24 protein-coding genes and 1 tRNA gene are annotated in these 24,040 nt (G+C 49.5%); 20 read left to right on the top strand and 5 right to left on the bottom strand.

Going from position 1 to position 24,040, the window contains the following annotated elements:
- Positions 1–11 precede the first annotated feature (11 nt).
- The 18 genes from J5069_RS06855 (at position 12) to J5069_RS06770 (ending at position 17,769) form a co-directional block, all read left to right on the top strand.
- Positions 12–1,139 carry a DegT/DnrJ/EryC1/StrS family aminotransferase gene (locus tag J5069_RS06855; RefSeq protein ID WP_264643126.1) on the top strand — a complete coding sequence of 376 codons (1,128 nt, stop codon included), beginning with the start codon at positions 12–14 and terminating at the stop codon, positions 1,137–1,139.
- A 25-nt stretch (positions 1,140–1,164) separates the two neighbouring features.
- Positions 1,165–1,812, top strand: coding sequence for an acetyltransferase (locus J5069_RS06850; RefSeq protein ID WP_264643125.1), 648 nt, complete (start codon positions 1,165–1,167; stop codon positions 1,810–1,812).
- A 47-nt stretch (positions 1,813–1,859) separates the two neighbouring features.
- On the top strand, positions 1,860–2,951 hold the full coding sequence (locus tag J5069_RS06845; protein ID WP_264643754.1) for an FkbM family methyltransferase: 1,092 nt from the start codon (positions 1,860–1,862) through the stop codon (positions 2,949–2,951).
- 30 nt (positions 2,952–2,981) lie between these two features.
- On the top strand, positions 2,982–3,218 hold the full coding sequence (locus J5069_RS06840) for an acyl carrier protein (RefSeq protein WP_264643124.1): 237 nt from the start codon (positions 2,982–2,984) through the stop codon (positions 3,216–3,218).
- Positions 3,219–3,228: 10 nt separating this feature from the next.
- Positions 3,229–3,972, top strand: coding sequence for an SDR family NAD(P)-dependent oxidoreductase (locus J5069_RS06835; protein ID WP_264643123.1), 744 nt, complete (start codon positions 3,229–3,231; stop codon positions 3,970–3,972).
- A gap of 15 nt (positions 3,973–3,987) precedes the next feature.
- The gene (locus J5069_RS06830) at positions 3,988–4,731 is read left to right on the top strand and encodes an SDR family NAD(P)-dependent oxidoreductase (protein WP_264628061.1); all 744 of its coding nucleotides are present in this window, start codon (positions 3,988–3,990) and stop codon (positions 4,729–4,731) included.
- 8 nt (positions 4,732–4,739) lie between these two features.
- Entirely contained in the window at positions 4,740–5,555 is an 816-nt protein-coding gene (locus J5069_RS06825; RefSeq protein WP_319801661.1) for a transketolase, read from the top strand.
- On the top strand, positions 5,549–6,514 hold the full coding sequence (locus tag J5069_RS06820) for a transketolase family protein (protein ID WP_264643121.1): 966 nt from the start codon (positions 5,549–5,551) through the stop codon (positions 6,512–6,514). Before J5069_RS06825 ends, J5069_RS06820 begins: the two co-directional genes overlap by 7 nt.
- Positions 6,511–7,935 carry an AMP-binding protein gene (locus J5069_RS06815; RefSeq protein ID WP_264643120.1) on the top strand — a complete coding sequence of 475 codons (1,425 nt, stop codon included), beginning with the start codon at positions 6,511–6,513 and terminating at the stop codon, positions 7,933–7,935. The genes J5069_RS06820 and J5069_RS06815 overlap by 4 nt, the downstream gene beginning before the upstream one ends.
- On the top strand, positions 7,922–9,004 hold the full coding sequence (locus J5069_RS06810; RefSeq protein ID WP_264643119.1) for an acyl-protein synthetase: 1,083 nt from the start codon (positions 7,922–7,924) through the stop codon (positions 9,002–9,004). The genes J5069_RS06815 and J5069_RS06810 overlap by 14 nt, the downstream gene beginning before the upstream one ends.
- On the top strand, positions 8,988–10,193 hold the full coding sequence (locus tag J5069_RS06805) for an acyl-CoA reductase (protein WP_264643118.1): 1,206 nt from the start codon (positions 8,988–8,990) through the stop codon (positions 10,191–10,193). Before J5069_RS06810 ends, J5069_RS06805 begins: the two co-directional genes overlap by 17 nt.
- Before the next feature lie 28 nt (positions 10,194–10,221).
- On the top strand, positions 10,222–10,956 hold the full coding sequence (locus J5069_RS06800; RefSeq protein WP_264643117.1) for a hypothetical protein: 735 nt from the start codon (positions 10,222–10,224) through the stop codon (positions 10,954–10,956).
- Positions 10,957–11,211: 255 nt separating this feature from the next.
- A complete protein-coding gene (locus J5069_RS06795) occupies positions 11,212–11,934 on the top strand; it encodes an RNA polymerase sigma factor FliA (RefSeq protein WP_264643116.1) in 723 nt (240 codons plus the stop codon).
- A 138-nt stretch (positions 11,935–12,072) separates the two neighbouring features.
- Positions 12,073–12,582 (top strand): flagella biosynthesis regulatory protein FliZ, encoded by a 510-nt coding sequence (gene fliZ / locus J5069_RS06790; RefSeq protein WP_264643115.1) that lies wholly within the window; start codon positions 12,073–12,075, stop codon positions 12,580–12,582.
- Positions 12,583–13,257: 675 nt separating this feature from the next.
- Positions 13,258–14,046: a phosphate starvation-inducible protein PhoH gene (phoH, locus tag J5069_RS06785; protein WP_264643114.1), complete on the top strand. Its 789-nt coding sequence runs from the start codon at positions 13,258–13,260 to the stop codon at positions 14,044–14,046.
- Positions 14,047–14,362: 316 nt separating this feature from the next.
- Positions 14,363–15,049, top strand: a complete 687-nt coding sequence (locus J5069_RS06780) for an ABC transporter ATP-binding protein (RefSeq protein ID WP_264643113.1) — start codon at positions 14,363–14,365, stop codon at positions 15,047–15,049.
- 18 nt (positions 15,050–15,067) lie between these two features.
- Positions 15,068–16,066, top strand: coding sequence for an ABC transporter substrate-binding protein (locus tag J5069_RS06775; protein WP_413542220.1), 999 nt, complete (start codon positions 15,068–15,070; stop codon positions 16,064–16,066).
- Positions 16,067–16,107: 41 nt separating this feature from the next.
- Positions 16,108–17,769 (top strand): ABC transporter permease, encoded by a 1,662-nt coding sequence (locus J5069_RS06770; protein ID WP_264643111.1) that lies wholly within the window; start codon positions 16,108–16,110, stop codon positions 17,767–17,769.
- Positions 17,770–17,829: 60 nt separating this feature from the next.
- On the opposite strand, the gene J5069_RS06765 is transcribed toward J5069_RS06770, so the two are convergent.
- Both J5069_RS06765 and J5069_RS06760 read right to left on the bottom strand, forming a co-directional pair.
- A tRNA-Ser gene (locus tag J5069_RS06765) sits at positions 17,830–17,919 on the bottom strand.
- Between the two features lie 242 nt (positions 17,920–18,161).
- Complete coding sequence (locus J5069_RS06760) at positions 18,162–18,800, bottom strand: RpiB/LacA/LacB family sugar-phosphate isomerase (protein WP_264643110.1); 639 nt, start codon at positions 18,798–18,800, stop codon at positions 18,162–18,164.
- A gap of 266 nt (positions 18,801–19,066) precedes the next feature.
- Between J5069_RS06760 and J5069_RS06755 the strand changes: the two genes are divergently transcribed.
- Positions 19,067–19,732, top strand: a complete 666-nt coding sequence (locus tag J5069_RS06755; RefSeq protein ID WP_264643109.1) for a tellurite resistance TerB family protein — start codon at positions 19,067–19,069, stop codon at positions 19,730–19,732.
- Positions 19,733–19,780: 48 nt separating this feature from the next.
- Here J5069_RS06755 and fabA read toward each other — a convergent pair whose 3' ends face one another.
- Positions 19,781–20,299, bottom strand: coding sequence for a bifunctional 3-hydroxydecanoyl-ACP dehydratase/trans-2-decenoyl-ACP isomerase (gene fabA / locus J5069_RS06750; protein ID WP_264643108.1), 519 nt, complete (start codon positions 20,297–20,299; stop codon positions 19,781–19,783).
- A 90-nt stretch (positions 20,300–20,389) separates the two neighbouring features.
- Complete coding sequence (locus tag J5069_RS06745; RefSeq protein WP_319801660.1) at positions 20,390–22,117, bottom strand: Lon protease family protein; 1,728 nt, start codon at positions 22,115–22,117, stop codon at positions 20,390–20,392.
- Positions 22,118–22,330: 213 nt separating this feature from the next.
- Between J5069_RS06745 and matP the strand changes: the two genes are divergently transcribed.
- On the top strand, positions 22,331–22,804 hold the full coding sequence (gene matP, locus J5069_RS06740; RefSeq protein ID WP_264643107.1) for a macrodomain Ter protein MatP: 474 nt from the start codon (positions 22,331–22,333) through the stop codon (positions 22,802–22,804).
- 106 nt (positions 22,805–22,910) lie between these two features.
- Here the strand turns inward: matP and ompA are convergent, their stop codons facing one another.
- Positions 22,911–23,999: a porin OmpA gene (ompA, locus tag J5069_RS06735; protein ID WP_264643106.1), complete on the bottom strand. Its 1,089-nt coding sequence runs from the start codon at positions 23,997–23,999 to the stop codon at positions 22,911–22,913.
- Positions 24,000–24,040 lie beyond the last annotated feature (41 nt).

The raw sequence follows: 24,040 nt of genomic DNA, 5'->3' as shown, positions 1-24,040 counted from the left end.
ACCGAGAACCGATGATGAAAGATATTTACGTTACCAGCCCGCTTCTTCCGCCATTAACCGAGTTCATTCCCTATCTTGAACAGATATGGGACAACAAATGGTTGACTAATAACGGCCCGTTCCACCAGCAACTTGAAAAACAACTTGCTGAATATTTGGGCGTTGACTACCTGAGCCTGTTCTCCAATGGCACTCTGGCGTTGCTCACGGCCATGCAGGCTTTGCGTATTTCAGGTGAGGTGATCACCACACCTTATTCCTTTGTTGCTACGTCGCACTCGCTTTTGTGGAATGGTTTAAAACCGGTATTTGTAGATATCGATCCTGTCACATGCAATCTGGATCCGGAAAAGATTGAACAAGCCATTACGCCAGAAACGTCGGCTATCCTGCCAGTACACTGCTATGGAATACCTGCAAACGTTGAGCGTATTCAGCAGATTGCGGATACCTATGGGTTAAAAGTGATCTATGATGCTGCGCATGCATTCGGTGTGAAGCAAAATGGGGCCAGTATTTTAAACCATGGTGATCTGTCTATCCTGAGTTTTCATGCTACCAAAGTATTCAATACCATTGAGGGTGGGGCAATCATTTGCCCTGACGCGAAAACTAAAAAGCGCATTGATTCTCTGAAAAATTTTGGTTTCGCTGACGAAGTGACCGTGATGGCCCCAGGTATCAACGGCAAGATGAACGAAGTGCAAGCGGCATTTGGTGTGTTGCAACTCTCTCATATTGATCAGGCACTGGCAAACAGGCGGGTAATTTACCAGCGTTATCATAACGCGCTGAAAAATATACCCGGACTCAGATTGGCTCAGGTTCCTCAGGATATTGATTGGAACCAGGCTTACTGCCCTGTCTTTATTGATGAAAACTTCCCTTGCACCCGCGATGAACTTTATTCTTTATTGAAAGAGGAGGGGATTTTCGCGCGCCGCTATTTTTACCCTTTAATCAGTTCATTCCCAATGTATCGTGGGCTTGATAGTGCTAAAGATGATAATTTGCCTATCGCTCGTTCTGTTGCTGATGCTGTGCTGTGTCTGCCGATTCATGCCGAGTTACAGCTTGAAGAGCAAGATCGGGTGATTTCAGTCATTTTGCAGCAGGCTAGCACGCCTCGTGCAGTTTAAGAAAAAAGATAGGGAGGACAGCACGATGAAACTGGGTATTTATGGCGCAGGCGGTTTGGGGCGTGAAGTGTTGGTTCTGGCTCAGATTATCGAGGAGAATCAGAAACGCTGGAGTGATATTTATTTTATCGATGATGTGAATCCAGGGCGCGAGCTTAAGGGCGTCCCTGTGTTGGATTTCGATACTGCAAAAAAAATTGAGAATATCGAAATTGTCATTGCAGTTGGTGAACCGAGAATTAGAGTGTTGTTGGCTGAAAAAGTAAAATCTGCTGAGTTAACCTTGGCAACATTAATTCACCCTGATATCCGTCTTACGGCATGTACGAGTATCGGGAACGGTGTTGTTTTATGTAAAAATGCATTTCTTTCCTGTGATGTAATATTAGGTGACAATGTTTTTCTCCAACCAACATCTAGCCTGGGACATGATGTGGTCGTGGGTGAAAATAGTATTATCTCTACGTTTGTTACGTTGGGCGGAAATTGCCAAATTGGTAGTGGTACCTTTATTGGAATGAGTGCCTCTGTTAAAGAAGGTACAATTATTGGTGATAATACAATTATTTCCATGGGGTCTATCGTAATGAAAAACATCGAAAATGATGTGATCGCGTTGGGAAATCCTGCTCGAGTGATGCGAAGAAATGAAGGCAATGGCGTGTTTCACTGATAGTTGACTTTATGTTGAATTACCCTTACCAAGGAGACATTTTGAATATGCTGTCTAAGATAACAGAGACAAGTCCGATAGAGATGTATGAAGATATCGAAACAATCAAAAAAAATGGATATCCTGTCGTCTTGATTGGCACATCTCAATATGCATCCATTGCGCACAAGTTTTTGAAAGATAATGGTGTGCAAGTCGATATCGTGTCAGTGAACAAAAAATACCTTGACAAGGAAGTGTTTTTTCTTGGGAAAAAAGTGCTTCCGCTCGAGGATGTTGCTGCCAATGAGGGGTTATATAATTATATTGTTGGTTTCCAACCTCACAATGATGATTACGTTAGATTAATTTCATCGAATTCTGCGGTGGTATTTTTTTATGATATTTTGAATTTAAATCATGAAAACGTTTCTTATGACTTTATCAAAGAGAATGAAAATAAATTACAATGGTTTTTTGACAAGCTTGAGGATGATGTTTCAAGAGACGCATTAATTGCTTTTATCAACCAGCGGATCAGTTGCAAAACAGAGTATTTCAATAGGGTTTTCTTTGAAAATATTTATTTTTTAGATTCGATAATTAATTTCTCAGAGAATGAAGTGTTTGTGGATTGCGGCGCTTATACTGGGGATACGATATTATCCTTTTTAGCTAATTACCGGGAAAAAGGATTTATCAATCCACGTAAAATCTATGGGCTGGAACCGGATAGTAGTAATTTTAAACAACTTGTCAGTACTGTGAGTCAGTTTGATTTTTGTCAAGTTGTTAATTCTGGCGCGTGGAGTGTAAATACAAAACTCAGTTTTCGACAAGGTATAGGTGAATTATCAAGAGTTGATTTGGATAATAAATCCGACGTTATCGATGTTGTCTCTATTGATTCTCTGCTAAAGGGCGATGAAGCAACATTTATCAAGATGGATATTGAAGGCGCTGAGTTGGCTGCATTACAAGGCGCAGCGAAAACAATTCGTGATTACAAACCTAAATTGGCGATTAGTTTATACCATAAGCCTGAAGATCTTATTGAAATACCGAGCTATTTAAATGAGTTAAATCCAGATTACAAATTTTATTTAAGATGCCATCAACGTTATTTTTCCGTCGATATGGTACTCTATGCTATTGTGTGATTTTATTGTTATCTTATAGAGGTGATTGGAATGAGTAATTTAGAAAAATACAACAACGTTTTTATTGAGGTTTTTGAAATTACAGCGGATATGCTGCCAGATTATAAATATCAGGATACTCCTTCTTGGGACTCCGTCGGGCATATGACCATGATCGCGTCATTGGAAGAAGCTTTTGATATCATGATGGATACTGAAGATATTATTGATTTCTCTTCCTATGCCAAGGGTAAAGAAATTTTAACAAAATATGACGTGGAGCTATAAGGAGTCATTCATGTTGCTGCCTGGAAAGAATGCGGTGATCACCGGATGCTTGCAGGGCATAGGACGTGCCACGTTAGAAGCATTTGCCCGTGAAGGGGCAAATGTATACGCCTGCTGTCAAAATGAAGATGCTGATTTTGATAAGTATACTATTGATTTGTCTGAGAAATATGGCGTGAGTATTATTCCCGTCTATTTTGATTTTCTGGATGAAACAGCGATAAAACATGGGGTTAGCGTTATCCTGAAAGACAAAAAAAACATTGATGTATTAGTCAATGTTGCTGGTGTCACGCTAGATGCCCTTTTCCATATGGTCACGATGGAACAAATGAAAAAAACATTTTCAATTAATTTTTTTTCGCAAATGTTTTTTACCCAATACATTACAAAAATGATGTTGCGACAGAAAAAGGGAAGTGTCATCAACGTTGCCAGTATTTCTGCTTTGGATGGCAACCCTGGACAGCTTTCTTATGCGGCGTCTAAAGCAGCGCTTATTGCAGCAACTAAAACACTTTCTGCTGAGCTGGCCCCCAAGGGCATTCGTGTTAATGCAGTGGCACCTGGAGTGATACAAACTGCAATGACCGCGAACTTGCCGCAGGAAGTGCTACGTCGTCAGATGGCACGTTGCGAGTTGAAGCGTCTTGGTTTACCCGAAGAGGTTGCCAATGCGATTCTTTATTTGGCGTCTGACGCATCCAGCTATATTACAGGGCAGGTGGTGCGTATTGACGGCGGTATCGGTTAAACATAAGGATCTCCTATGTTATTGCAAGGAAAGAATGTGCTGATTACTGGAACTCGGCGCGGGATGGGGCGTTCAATGGTTGCTGCTTTTGCTGCCAACGGGGCAAACATTTACGCCCATGCGCGGCAAGAAGACGCCACGTGGCTGGCCGAGTTGCAGGCTGTTGCAAAAGAACATCAGGTTGAGATCTGGCCGCTTTGTTTTGATATGACGGATTACGCAGCCATGAAACTGGCTATTAAGCGTATAATGGCGGATAAACGCCCTATTGATGCCGTTGTTAATAATGCAGGCATTACGGTGAATGCACTGTTTCAGATGACGAGCGACGAGGTGTTGAGAAAACAGTTTGAGGTCAATTTCTTTTCTGTTTTCCTGTTTACGCAATATATTGCCAAATTTATGACACGTCAGAAGCACGGTAGCATCATTAATATTTCCTCCACTGCTGGAGAAGATGGCAATCCGGGCAAATCAGCTTATGGCGCTTCCAAGGCCGCAGTAATTGCAATGACGAAATCCATTGCGGCTGAATTGGGTGAAATCGGCATCAGAGCTAACTGTATCGCACCGGGGATTACTGATACTGATATGCTGGATACCTTGCCGGCCCATATTCTGGAGGAAACTAAGAATACGGTGGATTTACGCCGCGCAGGATTACCGTCAGAAATTGCTGATACAGCCGTTTTCCTGGCGTCAGAGTTATCAAGTTATATTACCGGCCAAGTTATCCGTGTTGATGGAGGATTAAAATGAGCAGAAACATGCAATCACTGCTCGTGGCTGCACGTGATATTCGTAAAAATATATTACGGGTGGCATTTCACGCACCGAGTGATGGTGTACACATTTCACCGGCATTGTCACTTGTTGATATTTTGACGGCACTGTATGGCGCTAAGTTACGCTATGAGCCGCATGATATTACCAATGCTAATCGAGATACGTTTATCTTAAGCAAAGGGCATGGTGCATTAGGGCTGTACGCGGCACTGTGTGAGTTTGGTATTATCAGTCGTGAAACTCTCGACTCTTTCGAGATCAACGGCTCTCCTCTGCAAGTTCATCCGACACGATATCCGGAATTAGGTATTGATTTTTCCAGTGGCAGCCTGGCCCAGGGATTATCTTTTGGTATCGGCCTCACGCTCAGTCGTCGTTTGAAAAAACAGCCCTGGCAGACTTATATTCTGGTTGGTGATGGTGAATGTAACGAAGGTGCTATTTGGGAAGGTGCTTTCTTCGCAGCCCATCAGCGACTGGATTCTTTGACCGTGATTGTCGACTGCAATGGGCTGCAATCGGATGGTTTTACTCAGGACATTATAAATCTGAATCTTCCCGCTCTGTGGGCGGCGTGCGGCTGGGAAGTGGTTGAATGTGATGGCAACGACCTGAATGCACTGCTCGGTGCTTTAGATGCCCCCCATAATGGAAAACCGAAAGCGATTGTGGCACACACAGTTAAAGGAAAAGGCGTTTCCTTTATGGAAAACAATAAAGAATATCACCGGAATAGACTTTCAGAGCAGCAGTACCTTGCTGCGATGGCAGAGTTGGAGGGAGAAATATCGTGTTAGTCATTAAACCTACCTCTATTCGCTCATGGTCCATGCTCGGTTCTCGGGGTACTTTTGGCGTAACCTTGCTTGAATTGGCACAGCAACATGACAACCTCGTTGCTCTGTCCGCTGACTTGGGCAAGTCTTCCGGCTTGGATCGTTTTAATACAACATACCCAGAGCGTTTTTTTAACGCTGGCATCGCGGAACAAAACATGGTGGGTATGGCTGCGGGATTGGCCGCGGGGGGATATGTTCCTTTTGTTACGTCGTTTGCCAACTTCCTGACTATGCGCGCTGGGGAGCAGGTGCGTCATAATCTGGGATATATGAATGAGAATGTGAAGTTGGTTGGTCTAGCCTGCGGCCTGGCGACCGGCATGTTCGGCGCAACGCACCATGGCATTGAAGATATTGCCGCTATTCGCTCCATTTCGAATATTACTATTCTTTCCCCTGCTGATTGTACCGAAACCGTTAAAATGACCGAAGCCGCACTCAATCATAATGGCCCGGTTTATTTGCGTCTTACCGGTAATATGCGCGCCCCCACCGTTTATAAAGATGATTATGAATTGACGATTGGGCAGGCTATCAGCCTACGCGAAGGGGCAGATATCAGTATTGTGGCCACGGGTACCATGGTGCACTTCGCGTTGAAAGCGGCGGAACTGTTGGCCGCTCGCGGGATTGACGCCACGGTTATCGATATGCACACCATTAAGCCATTGGACACAGAGATGCTCGATCGCCAAATGGGCAAGAAGCTGATTGTGACAGTGGAAGAACATAGTGTTATCGGCGGATTGGGCAGTGCGGTTGCTGAACATTTAGCCGCGAAGCGACAACGACCGCCGCAGATGATATTGGGAATACCTCAAGGGTATCCAGACGCGGGTGATTACGCTTATCTGCTGGCCCAATGTGGATTGACCGCAGAGGGTATCGCTGAGTCTATTCAAAAATATAATGGATGAGTATCGCTGTGTTTCTTGACCTGTGTAAGTGCAATCCGGCTGCGATAGCTGCAATCGATGAACAAGGATGCCAACTGAGTTACGGAGAGTTATGTTCTCAAGGAACCCTGTTGGCCAACTGTCTTCCTGCGAGGTCGTTGGTGTTTTCTTTTTGCGAAAATACCTTGGGGTCGCTGATTGGCTATGTGAGTTTTTTGACGCATGACATTGTCCCCTTGATGCTGGATAAAGATCTCGATCCTGCACTGTGTGATCAACTTATCGCGACCTATCGCCCGGGTTATCTGTGGCGGCCATTCGGCGAGAGTGGACCCTGTCATGATGCGCTTTTTACCGTGGCAAACTATGAACTGGTGTCCACGGGGCTCGATGGTTACCCGATGCATGAGAGCCTGGCGCTGCTGATGTCTACGTCGGGCTCAACGGGGAGTCCGCGTCTGGTGCGGCAAAGCCGCCTTAATTTGCTGAGTAATGCGACCAGTATTGCAGACTATCTGGCGATCGACAGCGGTGAACGTCCGGTGTTGAATTTGCCCATGAACTACGTATACGGGCTGTCGATCATCAACAGCCATTTACTGCGCGGCGCTACGATATTGCTGACAACCCGTGGCATCATGCAAAGAGAGTTTTGGGCTTTTATCAAGGACTATGAAGCCAGTTCGATCGCCGGAGTGCCTTACACCTATGAAATGCTGAAAAAATTGCGCTTCATGACGATGAAACTTCCGTCACTCAAAACCTTGACTCAGGCGGGAGGTAAGCTTCACCCCGATTTACATCTCGAATTTGCCCGCTATGCGCAGGAGAGCGGCAGAGCGTTTATTGTGATGTACGGGGCGGCAGAGGCAACGTCGCGCATGGGCTATTTACCCGCCGATAAGGCGCTGGAAAAGTGCGGCAGTATGGGCAAACCGATTCCGGGCGGGCGCTTTAGTATCATTGATGAAGAAGGCAATACGATCGAGGGCAGCGATCGTGTAGGCGAATTGGTCTACTTTGGCGACAATGTAACGCTAGGCTATGCGCAATGCGGTGACGATTTGCAAAAAGGCGATGAAAGAAACGGCCGTTTGGTCACTGGCGATATGGTCCGCCGCGATGATGACGGTTATTACTATGTTGTCGGCCGTAAAAAACGCTTTTTGAAAATGTTTGGTAACCGTATTGGGCTCGATGAAGTGGAAGGCATAATCCGAGGGGCCTTCCCTGAACTTGAGTGTGCGTGCGGGGGAACGGATGATCGGCTGTATCTGTTTATCACAGATGATAAATCGAGTGAGGCAGTTAAACAGCTGGTTGTGCAAAAGACGCAGTTAAATCATGTCGCGATACGCGTGAAAGTGCTGACGGTCTTGCCAAAAAACAATGCCGGAAAGATCCTCTATAGCCAATTGGATGCACATTATGACGCCATTTGATGAGATCCTAACGCACCTGCCTTATTCATTGGCGCGCGATGAAAAACGGGCGCTGATGATGGAGCGCTTACGCGGGCTGACGTTACACCATTATGAGCACTGTGCCGCCTATCGCCGCATCCTCGACGCGCAGGGCACCGATATTGATTCCTTGAATGCGATTGAAGATATTCCGTTGTTGCCCGTTTCATTGTTTAAAAATATCGATTTACTGAGCGTTGAACCGGAGCAGGTGGTGAAAACCATGACATCTTCGGGGACCACCGGGCAGGCCGTATCAAAAATTTACTTAGACAAAGCAACGGCGACCGGCCAGCAAAAGACCTTGGTAAAAATCGTTAATGATTTCCTTGGCACTTCGCGTATGCCTTTACTGATTATCGATTCGCCCTCAGTCATGAAAGATCGCCGTCTGTTTTCTGCGCGCGGTGCCGGCATCTTGGGGTTCTCCATCTTCGGTGCAGACAAAACCTACGCCTTGAATGATGATATGACGCTCAATCTGGATGCGGTGCGCGCGTTTTTGGCGAAACACCAAGGGCGTTCCGTGTTGCTGTTTGGTTTCACGTTTATGGTCTGGCAGCATTTCTACAAATCGCTTTTGGCCTTGGACGAGAAACTGGATCTGTCTGCGGGCATATTGATTCATGGCGGCGGCTGGAAAAAACTGCAATCTGAAGCCGTGTCGCCTGCGGATTTTTCTGCTGCGCTGCATGGTGTATGCGGTATTCCACGCGTTCACGATTACTACGGAATGGTGGAACAAACGGGGTGTATCTATATGCAGTGTGAAGCAGGGCATCTGCATGCCAGTATCTTCTCCGATATTATCATCCGCGATCATCATGATTTTTCTGTATGCCAGCACGGGCAACCCGGCATCATCCAGGTGTTGTCCCTCCTTCCTGAATCCTATCCGGGCCATTCACTCTTGACGGAAGATCAAGGGGTGATTTTAGGTGAGGATGACTGCGTTTGTGGCAGGAAAGGAAAATACTTCAAGATCCTTGGACGCGTAAAAAATGCCGAATTGCGAGGATGCAGTGATACCTATGCCGCACAATTTTGACAATATATCCTTCCTGGTTGGCGACCGCAGTGTGCTTGAACAAATGGTCGAGCAGCGTGCATTGCCTCCGTTTGATGCTCTGGTCATCGATTTTCTTGATGCGCTGTCGAAGCGCCTGATGCGTCAACCATCAGCGAAACCTTTTCCTGATGTGATCAGTTTTGCATTTTGGTGTCGAAAAAGTTCTGTATTGCAGATGCGCCAGACTTATCCGGACCTGTCATCACGCCGAGGACGCGGCATTGCATTCCATATCGCACCGTCTAACGTTGCCGTTAACTTTGCCTATTCACTGGTCGTGGGGCTTCTGAGCGGCAATGCCAATATCGTCAGGGTGCCTTCGCGCGATTTCATGCAGGTCTCCATAATATGCGAGGCGCTCAGCGATACATTGCGTGAATGGCCGGCTATGGCGCCATTCCTGTGTCTGATTCGTTACGATCGCAACAAATCGATCAATGACACCCTGTCAGCCTACTGCCAGAGCCGACTCATTTGGGGCGGCGATGACACCATCGGCGCACTGCGGCAGTCCCCCCTTGGCGCGCGGGGGATAGATATCGCGTTTGCCAATCGATATTCGTTTGCCCTGATTGATGCGGCAAATTACCTGACAATGTCGGATAAACGTGCGATAGCCGATCGTTTTTATAATGATACCTTCCTGACCGATCAGAACGCGTGTACCTCACCCCGGCTGGTGGTGTGGCTCGGTGAGGATTCGGTGACAACGCGCGCGCGCGCTGCATTCTGGAGCGAATTTGAGCAATTATCGCAGGAGAAGTATCAGTTGCAGGAAGCGGTTGCCATCAAAAAGCTGGGGCAGTTCTGTGTACTGAGTGCCACCAAAGCAGGGGTAAAGAAGGCTTCTGACAGTAATAATCTGGTCTACCGGGTACAAATTGCTGCTCTTGATGACTCCACCATGGGGTTTACCGAGGTCGGCGGATACTTCCTTGAGTATCTGGCTCAGGATATTGCTGAAATTCTCCCGGTATGTGATGAGCGCTGCCAAACACTCTCCGTTCTCGGCGTGGAGAAAGAAAATATCGACGCGTTTTTACGCGATTATCGTCCTGCTGGCATTGATAGAGTGGTCGCTGTGGGTAAAACCATGGACTTCAATCTGCATTGGGATGGTTATGACCTGATTTACACCCTTTCGCGCACAGTATCTGTGTCACTTTGAATAACTGATTTTATGTTTTGAGATTTCTATGCAAATTACAACGGATGACGATTGTACGGGGTTCGATGAAACCCACCCTTGGGCAAAACAGTTTAAAATCATTTGCTACCAAGATGGTTTTCATAGTTCTATACCACATGGCTTCTTCCAGGACTGGTTAGGGGAAGAGTCGGATACTGGAACATTCTATATCAGTAAAGCGTCGGGTTTCGGGGTTGGGTCGATCGTAAAATATGACGCAGGTATTCAAAGCTTGCGCGTTGGACGTTTTGTCGCTGGCGGGCTGCGGCTTAAATTTTTACTGAACGGTCAACATGATATGACCACTATATCTACGTCAATGTTTTCCGTGTTTGGCGGTGGTTTGACCAATACATCTCCGCCACAGTATTCAGACTCCATCATAAAAAATGACGTTTGGATCGGTGACGAAGTCATGATGTTGGGCGGCGGAATCATTGAAAATGGCTGTGTGATTGGTGCAAGAGCGCTACTGCCCCCTAATTTCAGATCAGAGCCCTATGGCATTTATGCGGGTAGCCCGGCCAAACTGATCCGTTTTCGGTTTTCTGAAAAAATTCGTGAAGCATTGATTGATTTGGCCTGGTGGGACACCCCGGATCTGTTTGCCTGGTTACAGGAAACAAAAGATTTTTATCTTGCCGATCTCACTGCTGATGAAGGAAAAAGTTTGGCTATGCTCGCCAAATTAAAAGAAAAGCGAAATAGATGGATCCGTGACAGAGAGAAAAAATCAGCGTAATCGCGCTTCTGCTACGCGAATAGCCTTTTTCATGTATATGGTCTTCGAAGCCATCAAGCGTCATTGAGCATTGTTATAACGCGGTTGCTACGACAATCATGCATGAAAATGATGGCGTGTGATGGTGGGTAGATAAATCTATCGCCATCACATACCCCAAATAGCCCCCCTTTTACACCCCTATTCGCAGCATTGGACACTCTACGCAAACGCATAATAGTGTCGATAACATTATCATCGTAGGTATTTGTCACTGTGAGCGATCTGTATACCGCCGAAGGCACAATGGATAAAAATTCCCTCTGGCAGCGCTATGTTCCTTTAGTGCGCCATGAAGCCTTGCGTTTACAGGTTCGCCTTCCCGCGAGCGTCGAGCTGGACGATCTGCTGCAAGCAGGAGGCATTGGCCTGCTGAGTGCCGTTGAACGCTTCGACTCTTTGCAGGGAACCGCCTTTACCACCTATGCCGTGCAGCGCATCCGAGGCGCGATGTTGGATGAGTTGCGCAGCCGGGATTGGGTGCCGCGCAGTGTGCGGCGTAATGCGCGGGAAGTGGCACAGGCGATGCAACAGGCGGAACAACAACTTGGCCGTGCGCCCACGGAGCAAGAAGTGGCGCAGTCGTTGAGCATCACGCTGGAAGATTATCGTCAGATATTGCTGGATACCAATAATAGCCAGCTGTTTTCTTACGATGAGTGGCGTGAAGAACACGGCGACAGCGCTGAAGCGCTTCTGGAAGGCAACGAAGAAGCGAATCCGCTACATCAGCTGATGGAAGGCAGTTTACGCCATCGCGTGATGGACGCTATCGAGAATTTACCCGAGCGTGAGAAATTGGTTTTGACGCTCTATTACCAGGAAGAACTCAACCTGAAAGAAATTGGGGCGGTTCTTGATGTCGGTGAATCTCGTGTCAGCCAGTTGCATAGCCAGGCGATAAAGCGACTGCGCGCGAAGCTTATGCAGGAACAGTAACCACTGCGTGCAGGAATAGTGTTATCAAAGGATATCAGGCTTTACGCTCGAGCATGTCTCACCGCGTCATGGGCACATCATGTCGCTGCGGCGTGTTCGGCTGTGTAACCGTGATATCCACTCTCATGGAATGGATTCATGTTATCTTCACCGCGAAAAAAGCAGCTTCTTAGCCGCTATCTGAAAGACTTCAAACACAAGCAAACCCATTGCTCAAATTGCAGAAAACCCCTCGATCGCGTATCGCTGGTGTTTCGCAACCAGCTTATTAATAAAAAAAGTTTGGGTGATTTCGATCGCTTGATTGAAGAGGATGTATGGCTGTCGCTACAAGATGAACTTATTCCGGTGTGTCGTTTTTGCAGCGAAGTTTTTTGTAACACACACACCAGTTATTTCAAGATCAAAGATTTTACCCAATATCTGATCGACCAAACGGATGTCCGCCATAGCACCATGCGCGAATATGTTATCCGGCTGCGGCGGTTGGATGACATCCTGCTGGCGAAGAATCATCCGGCAGAGACGTTTTCACCCGCCGGTGTGCAACAACGACTTGGTGAATATTTACCCGAGAAAGAGCACATGCTGTATCGCAGTGCGTTGCGTAAATATGACCAATATCTCTCCTGGCAACGCCTCTATTGATCTTTTAACGATACCGAACCGGTAGTCGTCGTGTTCGGCATCTCGCTGTGTGTCAGGCGGGCAGGGCGGTGTCCCTGCCTGCGGCCCTGTCCGGTCTGTCAGAAAAAAATGAAGCGGTAAAAGTCTGTAACGGCAAAGGGTTATATTTTTTGCCATAGATAAATGTTATGGAACTGTAAAAAACGCTTGCCAACGCAGGGCATTTTATTGCAATGTCATCTTACTGACATCAACCCGCGTTATTTTTTCCGGGTGATGATCGGGAGTTCTAATACGGTCAATCATTATTCTGTGGAATAGTTGTTGCTACAGTGAGGAACGCACATGGTAATGTCCTTTTGGGGACCCAATCAGCAACTTCTGACATGTCGTTTTCAATATCACCTCTGTTGTCGCCGTCATCAAACGCGATGGTCGATAAAGGGAGGTGAGGGGCTCACTGCCCGTGTGAATTTCTCCCGCAGCACATCTTGTCATTATTCTTCTCTACTGCTTCATCATTTTTTAGCCCTCGCGCCCACCTTGCGGGACGATATTATCGTCCGCCGCCGTCATTGGCGGTGCGCTACGCTTGTCTCCAGTATCGGCTTAATAAGGAAGCCAACCTCGTTTGTGAGTGAAACGTCACGCACAGTGGTTATGTGCGGTAAGTGAAACAAACTGTAAGGTGCCACTATGGGAAGACAAAAAGCAGTGATCAAAGCGCGTCGTGAAGCTAAACGCGTTATTCGTCGTGATTCACGCAGTCATCGCCAGCGTGAAGAAGAATCGGTCACTTCTCTGGTCCAGATGGGGGGAATTGAGGCCATCGGTATGGCGCGAGAAAATCGCGATACGTCACCGATTGCTGCGCGTACCATCGCCCAGGAGCATTACTTGTCTGCAATAGAAAATAAACAGTTAATCTTTGCCACCGGTGAGGCGGGGTGTGGCAAAACGTTTCTCAGTGCGGCCAAAGCGGCTGAAGCGCTGATTCATAAAGAGGTTGAAAGGATAATTGTTACCCGGCCGGTGCTACAGGCCGATGAGGACCTTGGCTTTTTACCTGGCGACATTACTGAGAAGTTCGCACCCTATTTCCGCCCGGTGTATGACGTATTGCAGCGGCGTCTTGGCGCATCGTTCTTGCAATACTGCTTGCGCCCGGAGATTGGGAAAGTGGAAATCGCACCGTTTGCTTATATGCGCGGGCGTACATTCGAAAATGCCGTGGTGATCCTTGATGAAGCACAGAATGTCACGGTGAATCAGATGAAGATGTTCCTGACCCGTCTGGGTGAAAATGTCACGGTGATTGTCAACGGTGATATTACGCAATGCGATTTGCCTATCGGGGTGAAATCCGGTTTGCAGGATGCACTGGATCGTTTTCAGGATGATGACATGATCGGCATTGTTTCTTTCCGCGCATCGGATTGTGTCCGCTCGCAATTGTGCCAGCGCACGCTCTTCGCTTATAACTGATACATTCTGCCGTCAGCGTAGTGACTTACACTGACGGCAGCTTTTCGACCCTCGCTGTTCGGCCCTATGCTTGCCACTGAGATCCCCCCCTGAAACGCCAACGTCTTTTTTCTGTCATCACGCCGTCGCATTGCTTTTTTACCCTACCAATTCCGATATAAAGTCCCAAAGAGGATGCCCGTATGTTTATGTTTTTCCTGCTTTACTGTCAGGCGGTTTTTACACGCCTGTCCTCCCCACTGCGTTATCTCGCGTTGCTGCTATGGCAATGCCGGGTTGCACAAAACCTCTATCGTTCACTACGTGGAGCGGAGCGATGAACCGCTCGGTGGATATCACGGTGAGCGGCCTCTGCTTTCACATTGCGCAGCAACCGATTCTGCGTGACATCGATCTGCACGTGCCTGCCGGCACGGTCCTTGCGTTGTTAGGTCCTTCCGGCTGCGGCAAAAGCACGCTGCTCAAACTGCTGGCGGGGCTACTGCAACCGACGGATGGCAGCATTGACTTCGGTGGCGTTCGGGTCGCGGAGGCGCGTTTTAGCGCACCGCCGGAGCAACGTGATTTAGGCATGGTGTTTCAGGACTATGCGCTGTGGCCGCACATGACGGTGCGTGAGAACGTGGCTTTTCCGTTGAAAATGCGCGGCCTTAATGCGGCGCGCCGTAAAGAGAAAACGGATGCCGCTCTGGAACGTGTCGGGCTGCAAACGTTGGCCGAGCGCCATCCCTCCGCGTTGTCGGGAGGGCAACAACAGCGTGTCGCGTTGGCGCGCGCCGTGGTGGCCGAGCCTCGGATCCTGCTGTTCGATGAACCGCTTTCCAATCTTGATCGCGATCTCCGCGAGTCACTCAGTAAAGAGATGTCGGCATTACTGCGTCAGTTAGGCACGACAGCGGTGTATGTCACGCACGATCGCGAAGAGGCGAACACCATGGTCGATGCGATTGCCACTTTATCCGCGGGCCAACTGGTCTCCGTTTCCACCTTAAAGACAGAGTAGGGGCGTTATACGATGAACATGAACACAGTAAACCTCAGCACAGTTTCCCTCAGCAAAAAGTTAACCTCAGGAGTATTAACAGGTATGGCGCTTTCTTTGGTCATGGCAAGCAGCAGTGCGCTGGCATTGACGGTGTATACCGCCGGTCCAGGATCGTTAAGCAGCAAGCTGGCAGCCGGGTTTGAAAAGGAAACCGGCGTTAAAGTCGATATCTTTCAAGCCACCACCGGCAAAGTGATGGCCAGGCTCGATGCCGAGCAAGCGAATCCGCGCGCGGATGTGTTGATCTCCGCCTCGTGGGACACCGCTACGGATTTGCAGCAGCGTGGCTGGCTGCTGGCCTATGAAAGTAAAAACGCAGCCCAGGTGCCTGCACCGTTTAAAACACCTTATTACGTTGCACAGGGCATTTCTGCGCTGGGCATTGTGTGGAACAGCAAGAGTGGGACACCAGAGCCGAAAGATTGGCAAGATTTGGCCCAGCCTGCATTCAAAGATAAGGTGACCACGCCCGATCCGGCGCTTTCAGGTGCTTCGTTAGACCTGATTATCGGGTTACAAAATGCGCAAGGTGAGAACGCCTGGAAACTATTTGATACCTTGAAAAACAACGGGATGATCGTGTCTGGCCCTAACGCGCAAGCGTTGACGCCAGTGCTGCAAGGCGCCAAGGCTGCCGTATTTGGTGCGGTGGATTACGTGGCCTATAACAGCGTTGAACAAGGTGAGTCGATCAAGGTGATTTTCCCCACCAGCGGCACCGCGATTGCGCCGCGTCCGATGATGATTCTGAAAAGCAGTCAGCATCAGGAACAGGCAAAAGCGTTCGTCGATTATGTGCTCTCTCCCGCTGGGCAAGAGGCCGTTGCTGAGGCCTGGTTGATGCCTGCACGTCAGGATATTGATGCCAAACGCCCGTTGTTTAAATCTCTGACGCTACTCCCGGAAGGTGATGCCGCCAGCACCTCACGTAACGCTATTCTGGCGCGTTTTGCGAGCCAGTTCGGGCAACGTTAAGGATCAGCAGCGCCAGCCCACTGCTGGCGCAGGAGTTAAACATGAGAGGTTTTGCATTATTGCCACTGGTGACGGTGGCAATACTTTTCGTGCTGGTGGGTATTCCCGTTATCTTTGTCGTGCTGCAAGCCGTTTTCCCGGGGCTTGAAGAAGGCTCGATGCGTGAGCCATTGAGTGCATTTATTGCCGTGGCACAGGATCCCCGACTTGGTCCATTGCTCTCTAATACCTTCGGCATTGGTATCGGTGTTGCATTATTGAGCGGCTTGTTAGGGGTAACGCTGGGCACCTTGCGCGGGTTGTTCCATATTCCCTATGCCCGCGTGTGGGATTTGTTATTTCTAATCCCCTTTTTGATCCCTCCGTATATCTCGGCCCTGTCGTGGATGCTTGCATTGCAAACGCGTGGCTATCTGGAACAGCTTTTCTCGTTCAAGTTCAATGCGCTGCTGTTCTCATTGCCCGGCATGGCGATAGTGATGGCGTTAAATATTTTTCCTGTGGTCTATTTTGCCGTCTCGCGCAGTATGGCGAGTCACGGCGGGCGTCTTGCGGATGTTGCCCGGGTACATGGCGCGGGTCCGTGGGCGGCATTTTTCCGTATCACATTACCGCTGGCATTGCCTGCGATTGCGGCCAGTACCCTGCTGGCGTTCGCGCTGGCAATAGAGGAGTACGGTGTGCCCGCCGCGATTGGACCGCATGCAGGGATCCAGGCACTTACCACTGGGATTGAGCAACGTCTTGCCGATTGGCCCATCGATCTTTCCGGTGCAGCCGTGCTGTCGTTGTTGCTGGTTGCATTGGCATTGACGGCCTATACGGTTCAGCGCGCGCTCACTGCGGGAAAAGACGTTGGCACCATTACCGGGAAGCCAGCGGCTATTGTCATTCGCGATCCGGGGCGCTGGACCTTGCCCATCATCGGGTTGTTCTCGTGCGTCGCGGTGATTGCGGTAGGCATTCCGGTGAGCGCCATGTTGGCAACCGCCTTTTCCGGCACCCTATCCGGCGGGTTATCCGCAGACAATGTAACGCTAAGGCATTTCAGTGCCGTACTAAGCGGTAAGAATCAGGCGCTAAGTGCGCTCTCAAGCAGCATGGGATTGGCCAGTGGCACTGCGCTACTGACAGGGGTTGTCGGCACGCTGGTTGCCTGGCTGGTGACGGTAAGACGTGTGCGCGGCGCAGCGCTATTGGATGGTCTTTCTCTGTTGCCCGTGGCGCTGCCCGGCATTGTGGTTGGCGTAGGGCTGATATTGGCCTGGAACCGAAGCTTCTGGCCGATTACGCCCTACAACACCTGGGCGATTCTTCTATTGGCCTACAGTTGCTTGTTGTTGCCTTATCCCATCCGCTATGTGAGTGCGGCATTGCGTCAACTTGGCCCTAACCTGGAAGCTGCCGCACGCGTTCATGGCGCCTCGACGTTGAAGGCATTGCGCTACGTGGTGGCACCGCTCATTTTCCCCAGCTTGCTGGCGGCGATGTTGCTGGTGTTTGCCGTAGCCGTTCGTGAACTGGTGACCTCATTGCTCCTGGCACCGGCGGGTGTGCAAACCACGGCGATCTTTATCTGGCGACAGTTTGAGCAGGGATCAGTAGGGCAGGGAATGGCGATGGCAACGGTGGCAATGACGGTAAGTCTGGTAACCATGCTGCTGGGGATTCATTTGTATCAGCGTTTTCAGCAGGGGGAATGAGAACCTGGCTACACCCTAAAAGCAAAAACGCCCCTGATTACTCAGGGGCGTCCTTTTATATGGCGGTGAGAGAGGGGTTCGAACCCTCGATACGCTTTCGCGTATACACACTTTCCAGGCGTGCTCCTTCAGCCACTCAGACACCTCACCGGGGGTTGCCGTTCAAGGGCAACGGGGCGCTACTATAGGGAGTCGGCCGCCTTCGGTCAAGCAGAATTTTATGGATTTCACGCATCTGATTACACAGTGAACGCCTGACGTGAAACGGAGGGAATTGAATGCGATAACACGACGATCGACACGCGAACAAGCGCGCATTGGCGCATAAAAAAACCGCAGGTGTTTCCACCCGCGGCTGATTAATCGATACGGCAACTTTCCCTATAGGGGAATTATGCCAGCAGCGATTTGATAAAGCTGGTCAGTTCTGCATCTTTGCTGTTAGCAAAGAAGTATTCCTGGAATTTAGCACCAGAAATAGCACCTTTAACCAGATCCTGATCCAGATTTTTCAGGATGGAGATCAGATCGTTATAGGTAACTTCTTTTACCGCGTCCAGGATCTTCTTGTTGCGCTGTTGCGGAACAACACGGTCGCTCGGGTAGCCACGGCCACCTTCTTCTTTGAACAGCTGAGTGAACAGGTTTTCCAGGTTCAGCTCTGCGCCCCAGCCGAAGCCTTTGGCATACGGCAGAGAAACCGCGTTACCGTTGTTGATCTGGGAGAACAGGTACGCATCGGACGGGTCAACAACCAGACCACAAAGCACGCCCGGGAAAGAGTTACAGGCCAGCATCGCACCCTGGCCAGTACCGCAACCGGTTACCACGAAATCAGCAGCACCGGAGTTCAGCAGGATAGCTGCCAGAATACCGTTCTGGATGTAGGTCAGTTGTGCTGCGTCATCAACGGCGTACTGACCGTAGTTGTATACGGTGTGACCTTGCGGTGCAACGGCTTTAGTCAGCGCTTCGGCAATGATAGCGTTCTTGGCAGCCTGGCTGTTCTCGTTAATCAATGCAATTTTCATGTTCGTTCCTTTATTGTGACGGACAACTACAAATACTAAAACACTATTTCATTTCGATGGGTGCAGTATACCTTGTCAAAAATAAAGCGCAAATCATCCCAACGTAGAATTGCCTTTGCTGTGGCAAAACCGGGCCTGTGCCACATTTTCATTGTTATACATTACCTGACAAACAACGGGCATAACAGGCTCTACTATGCATAGATACAGGTAATGTTCGCCTGGCGAGCACAGATGATAATGATACCAACAACGGGGAAACGGCCATGAGCCAATGGATGCAGCAGATACAAACGCTCCTGGGAGCTGCGGGAGCAAAAGCGGGTTCGGCAACGAGCAGCACTAAAAACGGCAACCTGGGCGATATGCTGAAACCTGCGGCGTTTGGCGGGTTGGCCGGGGTGTTGCTGGCGAACAAATCCACAAGAAAGATGCTGGGGTCTCTGGGTAAAAATGCCTTGATCATCGGCGGGAGCGCTGCTGCGGGCGTCATGCTGTGGAATCAATACAAAAAGCGTGTACGCGATACCCACGTTGAGGATGCCGATTTCGGCGCTCAATCATCCAGCGATAACGTGCGTGCCCGTCGTTTGATCATGGCATTGGTCTTTGCGGCCAAGAGCGATGGGCATATTGATTCGGCAGAGCAGCAACGGATAAAAGAGAACGTTCAGGAGCTGCAACTGGGAGCTGAAGCCGAAACCTGGATACAAGAGGCTATTGACCAGCCGCTGGATCCCGCATTGTTAGCGCGTGGCGTCAAGAATGAGGATGAAGCGTTGGAGGTCTACTTTTTAAGCTGTGCGGTGATTGATGTCGACCACTTTATGGAAAAAAGCTACCTTGGTACGCTCGCACAGGAGCTGAAAATTCCGGCAGACGTCTGTGAATCGATCGGTAATGAAGTGCAGACCAAGCGAGCCGTATTGTAACGGCGCGGGGAAAGCGTGGACGGTCGGGAAACCGTCCACATGTTGCGCTTAGAACGCGGTGGTATCTTTGAACAGGCCCACTTTTAATTCGTCAGCCGTGTAGATCTGCTTTCCATCAACCAACACTTCACCATCGGCAATGCCCATCACCAAACGGCGATTGATAACGCGCTTGAAGTGAATACGGTAGGTGACTTTTTTAGCCGTTGGCAATACCTGACCGGTGAATTTCACTTCACCTACGCCCAGCGCACGGCCTTTACCTTCACCGCCCAGCCAGCCGAGATAGAACCCGACCAACTGCCACATGGCATCTAATCCCAGGCATCCAGGCATTACCGGATCGCCGATAAAGTGGCAACCAAAGAACCACAGGTCAGGCGTAATATCCAACTCGGCTTCAACGTAGCCTTTGCCATGATTACCGCCGTCTTCCGTCATTTTGACGACACGGTCCATCATCAACATGTTCGGGGCAGGCAACTGGGGGCCTTGAGGGCCGAACAGTTCACCGCGGCTAGAGGCAAGAAGGTCTTCTTTCGTATAAGATTCGCGTTTATCTACCATATTCTCAGTAAGCCTTATTCTAGTGAAGCACGCAGGTTAGCTTACACCTGTAAGCTGAGCAACCCAGAAACATCTGGTTAAACCAGTTTCTCACCGAAAAAACCACGGGAAGCGGCGTCGCTCTGGCGGTGAGAATTGCGCAATACGCTCTTTAATCAAGCCCAACAGATTTGGCTGTTGTTCATCGTCATAGAGCATGTTGGTCAGTAACGTGACGGCTTCCGGCACCGTTTCCACCGGAATGATATGGAATTGCCCGGCACGAACGGCCTCAACCACATCGGCATTCAGACTCAAGTGGCGAAGATTGGCCGCTGGAATAATGACACCCTGATTGCCGGTGAGTTCTCGCCGCTGACAAATATCAAAGAAGCCTTCGATCTTCTCATTGACGCCGCCAATGGGCTGCACGCGACCAAACTGATCGACCGAACCGGTAATGGCGAGTTGCTGATTGATCGGTTGCAGCGACAAGGCGCTAATTAATGCGCACAGCTCGGCCAGCGATGCACTGTCACCATCGACTTCACTGTAGGACTGCTCAAACACCAGCGATGCGGAGAAGGGCAGTTGTTGCTCAAGCTCCAGTTCGGAAATCAGAAATGCCTGCATGATCATCATGCCCTTGGCGTGCAAATTACCCGCCAGTTCAGCTTTGCGATCGACATCGGTAAATTCGCCATCGCCAGGATGAACAACACAGCTAATGCGTGTGGGTTCACCAAATGCCACCGGATGGCCGGGGTATTCAAGCACCGAAAGCCCGTTGATTTGGCCAACGACTTCGCCCTCGGTTTCGATCACTATCTGTCCCAGCTCTATTTCGTCACGCATACGCTCGGCCAGATAGCCTTCTCGCCAGCGTTGGGCTGCGATCGCATCCGTGATGGTTTGCGCAGTGATATGCGCTTCCTGAGCGTAAATGGCAATGTGCTTGAGCTGATGCGTAAGCCACTGCGGACAAAGCGGCAGGCTGCCCTGATCGCCGCTGTAGCGCACGGCTAATTGCAGCAGTGAAGGCCAGGCATCCGCTGCGAGCAAGGGGAGATGATTGGCGGTGCATAACGCATTAATGTATGCACACCAGCGTGACATATCCTCTTCGTCAATCAGCGGCAATTCGGATTCAAATTCACCGTACACGGCCAAGTCACGCAGGTCGGGTTCAATATCGTGCAGATCGCCAAGGCTTTCGCGGTCGCCGACCACCATCAGCCGAATATTCATCGGCATTGACGGAATCGCGAGAGGCAAAGGACGCCTTTCATCCGGTGAAAGCCAATGGTATTGGCCTTCTGCGATAATTTGCTTTAAGCGTAACCACAGTAGCGGTTGTGCTAACAAGGTTCGCGCAGTCAGGATCAACGTCCCGCCATTGATACGGTGTAATAATCCGGGTTGCAGGCTAATGCGTTCCTGAAAATAACGGACACAGCCGAATAACTGTTCTGCTTCGATCCATGCCTTGAACTCGCATGCCTGCTGGGCCGCGAAATTATCGTCAAGTTGCTGCGCCGGTTGAATATCAATCCGATCGTGCTCAATACGATAACGGCTGCCGCGCGGGGCCGCGATCGGTGGGCATAGATGCCTTACCGCTCCGGTAATGAGCGCGAGGTAATCATGGGTCTCTTCTGCCTTCACCAACATATAGGGCGACGGTGAGTGAGGATGGCAAAATACCTTCAGGCTATCTGCCAGCCGGGGCTGAAGCGCAGCAAAATCCAGCGATTCAAGCGTGTCTGCCCGATCGAACAGAGACTGGTAAGGCGTATGGTCGGGCAGCAGATGCTGCCATGCAAGTTGGTTATTGGTCAAAGTATCAAAGGTAGTTGTCTGAATGAAGAGCGTGATTATACAAGAATAATACCTGCTGCACAGACGAAGTGTTGGAACGTTAAGGAAATAGATAATTGATGTGTGATGACGCCACCTCTTGACGTTGTTGGCAAAAACGTGAGCCCTGAGAGGAAAGTTGACTAAAAACTGTTATGCTAAGGTAAGCGTTACACGGTCACTGAAGAATTTATCATGAAATATCAACAGTTAGAGAATCTTGAGTGCGGTTGGAAATGGAAATATCTGGTGAAAAAACACCGGGAAGGTGAAGCCATCACGCGTTTTATTGAGCAGAGTGCAGCTGATGATGCGGTAGACGCGTTGCTGAAAATGGCGAACCAACCGGTGCTGGTGCTTGCCTGGATTAAACAGTGCATGAACCCTGGATTGGAAACTCGTCTTAAGCAAACGATACGTGCACGCCGCAAGCGCCATTTCAATGCCGAAAGCCAACTCACGCGCAAAAAATCTATCGATCTTGAATATCTGGTTTGGCAACGGCTGGCGGCATTGGCAACCCGTCGCAATGTGACACTGTCAGAAACCGTAGTGCAACTGATAGAAGATGCTGAGTCCAAAGAGCGTTATGCCAATCAAATGTCACTGCTAAAGCAGGATCTGAAAGCGATTCTTTCTCAAGACGACAGCGATACCAAAAAGCGCTGATCAAAAAAAGAACTGTTCAAAAAGGAACCGTTTAAAAAGGAAGTAAAAAAAAACCTCGCAATCGCGAGGTTTTTTATCAGTACCAGGTTATTCAGAAACGAATAACTTAAGCCTGAGGCTGAGCAACAACGTCTTTGATGCCTTTCACTTCGATCTCAACGCGACGATCCGGTGCCAGGCAGTCAATCAGCGCTGCACGCGGTTTCGTGTTATCGCAGGTAGAGCCGGTAACCGGGTTGGATTTACCCATACCGCGAGCAGAGATCTTGTTAGCCGGGATACCCTTGGATACCAAGTAAGACACGACGTTCTGAGCACGACGCTCTGACAGCGCCTGGTTAGCTTCTACAGAACCGATGCGGTCAGTGAAGCCCAGAACAACAACAGAACCGTCTTTAGGATCCAGGTTGCTCAGTTGGCTGTACAGTTGGTCCAGAGACTGGCGACCTTCTGGTTTCAGCGTGTCTTTACCAAAGTTGAACAGAACGTCAGAACGCAGTGTGAAACGCTTGGTTTCAACAACCGGAGCTGGCGCAGCAACAGGTGCCGGAGCAGCAACAACCGGTGCCGGAGCATCACCCTGACCGAAACGGTAAGAAACGCCAACGCTCATCAGCAGGTTATCAGGACGTGCACCAACGGTGCCAGCATCGCCAATGTTGTTGGTCCACTGGTAGTCAACGCGCGCAGCCCAGTCACGATCGAAAGCATATTCGATACCAACAGCAGCCAGTGGGGATACGCCAGTGTCGCTGTCGCTCAACTGATTAGCACCATTTTTGCCGTTTGCGTCAACACGCCATACCATGCCGCCCAGACGAGTATAGACGTCCAGATCTTGCATTACCGGGTAGCTTAATTTCGCGGCCAACTGAACGCCCTGAGCTTTGAAAGCGGCACTGTCAGTTGCATTGTTCTGGGAGCCTGAATATTTCAAACGGCCCAGCCAGTCATAACCTAATTCAAAGCCCAGATATTGGTTTGCCTGATAGCCGACGAATGCGCCTGCGCCCAGTTTACTTTTGATCGGGTTGTTGTTGATACCGTCGAAACCATTACCGTAGAAGCCGGTGTCGTGGAACTGGGAAACACCCAGTTTGCCGCCAACGTACCAGGTTTCTTCTTTGGGGGCTGCTTGTGCTACTGTAGCAAAGCCAGCCAGTGCCACTGCAATTGCGATAGCTGTTTTTTTCATTTTACGCCTCATTATCATCCAAACCGGCAATCAGCATTAAT

The organism is Candidatus Symbiopectobacterium sp. NZEC127 (assembly GCF_025962675.1).
In the GTDB taxonomy this organism is placed as follows: Bacteria; Pseudomonadota; Gammaproteobacteria; order Enterobacterales; family Enterobacteriaceae; genus Symbiopectobacterium.
Note: the sequence above shows the minus strand (reverse complement) of the source record. Positions and strands in the feature narration are given on the sequence as shown.

Coding starts and splice junctions, on each gene's coding strand:
- J5069_RS06800 (WP_264643117.1), top strand. CDS start 10,222: ATGCAAATTACAACGGATGACGATTGTACGGGGTTCGATGAAACCCAC.
- J5069_RS06850 (WP_264643125.1), top strand. CDS start 1,165: ATGAAACTGGGTATTTATGGCGCAGGCGGTTTGGGGCGTGAAGTGTTG.
- J5069_RS06855 (WP_264643126.1), top strand. CDS start 12: ATGATGAAAGATATTTACGTTACCAGCCCGCTTCTTCCGCCATTAACC.
- J5069_RS06760 (WP_264643110.1), bottom strand. CDS start 18,800: ATGAAAATTGCATTGATTAACGAGAACAGCCAGGCTGCCAAGAACGCT.
- fabA (WP_264643108.1), bottom strand. CDS start 20,299: ATGGTAGATAAACGCGAATCTTATACGAAAGAAGACCTTCTTGCCTCT.
- J5069_RS06815 (WP_264643120.1), top strand. CDS start 6,511: ATGAGTATCGCTGTGTTTCTTGACCTGTGTAAGTGCAATCCGGCTGCG.
- J5069_RS06835 (WP_264643123.1), top strand. CDS start 3,229: ATGTTGCTGCCTGGAAAGAATGCGGTGATCACCGGATGCTTGCAGGGC.
- J5069_RS06770 (WP_264643111.1), top strand. CDS start 16,108: ATGAGAGGTTTTGCATTATTGCCACTGGTGACGGTGGCAATACTTTTC.
- fliZ (WP_264643115.1), top strand. CDS start 12,073: ATGTTATCTTCACCGCGAAAAAAGCAGCTTCTTAGCCGCTATCTGAAA.
- J5069_RS06755 (WP_264643109.1), top strand. CDS start 19,067: ATGAGCCAATGGATGCAGCAGATACAAACGCTCCTGGGAGCTGCGGGA.
- ompA (WP_264643106.1), bottom strand. CDS start 23,999: ATGAAAAAAACAGCTATCGCAATTGCAGTGGCACTGGCTGGCTTTGCT.
- J5069_RS06805 (WP_264643118.1), top strand. CDS start 8,988: ATGCCGCACAATTTTGACAATATATCCTTCCTGGTTGGCGACCGCAGT.
- matP (WP_264643107.1), top strand. CDS start 22,331: ATGAAATATCAACAGTTAGAGAATCTTGAGTGCGGTTGGAAATGGAAA.
- J5069_RS06840 (WP_264643124.1), top strand. CDS start 2,982: ATGAGTAATTTAGAAAAATACAACAACGTTTTTATTGAGGTTTTTGAA.
- J5069_RS06845 (WP_264643754.1), top strand. CDS start 1,860: ATGCTGTCTAAGATAACAGAGACAAGTCCGATAGAGATGTATGAAGAT.
- J5069_RS06830 (WP_264628061.1), top strand. CDS start 3,988: ATGTTATTGCAAGGAAAGAATGTGCTGATTACTGGAACTCGGCGCGGG.
- phoH (WP_264643114.1), top strand. CDS start 13,258: ATGGGAAGACAAAAAGCAGTGATCAAAGCGCGTCGTGAAGCTAAACGC.
- J5069_RS06775 (WP_413542220.1), top strand. CDS start 15,068: ATGAACACAGTAAACCTCAGCACAGTTTCCCTCAGCAAAAAGTTAACC.
- J5069_RS06780 (WP_264643113.1), top strand. CDS start 14,363: ATGAACCGCTCGGTGGATATCACGGTGAGCGGCCTCTGCTTTCACATT.
- J5069_RS06825 (WP_319801661.1), top strand. CDS start 4,740: ATGCAATCACTGCTCGTGGCTGCACGTGATATTCGTAAAAATATATTA.
- J5069_RS06810 (WP_264643119.1), top strand. CDS start 7,922: ATGACGCCATTTGATGAGATCCTAACGCACCTGCCTTATTCATTGGCG.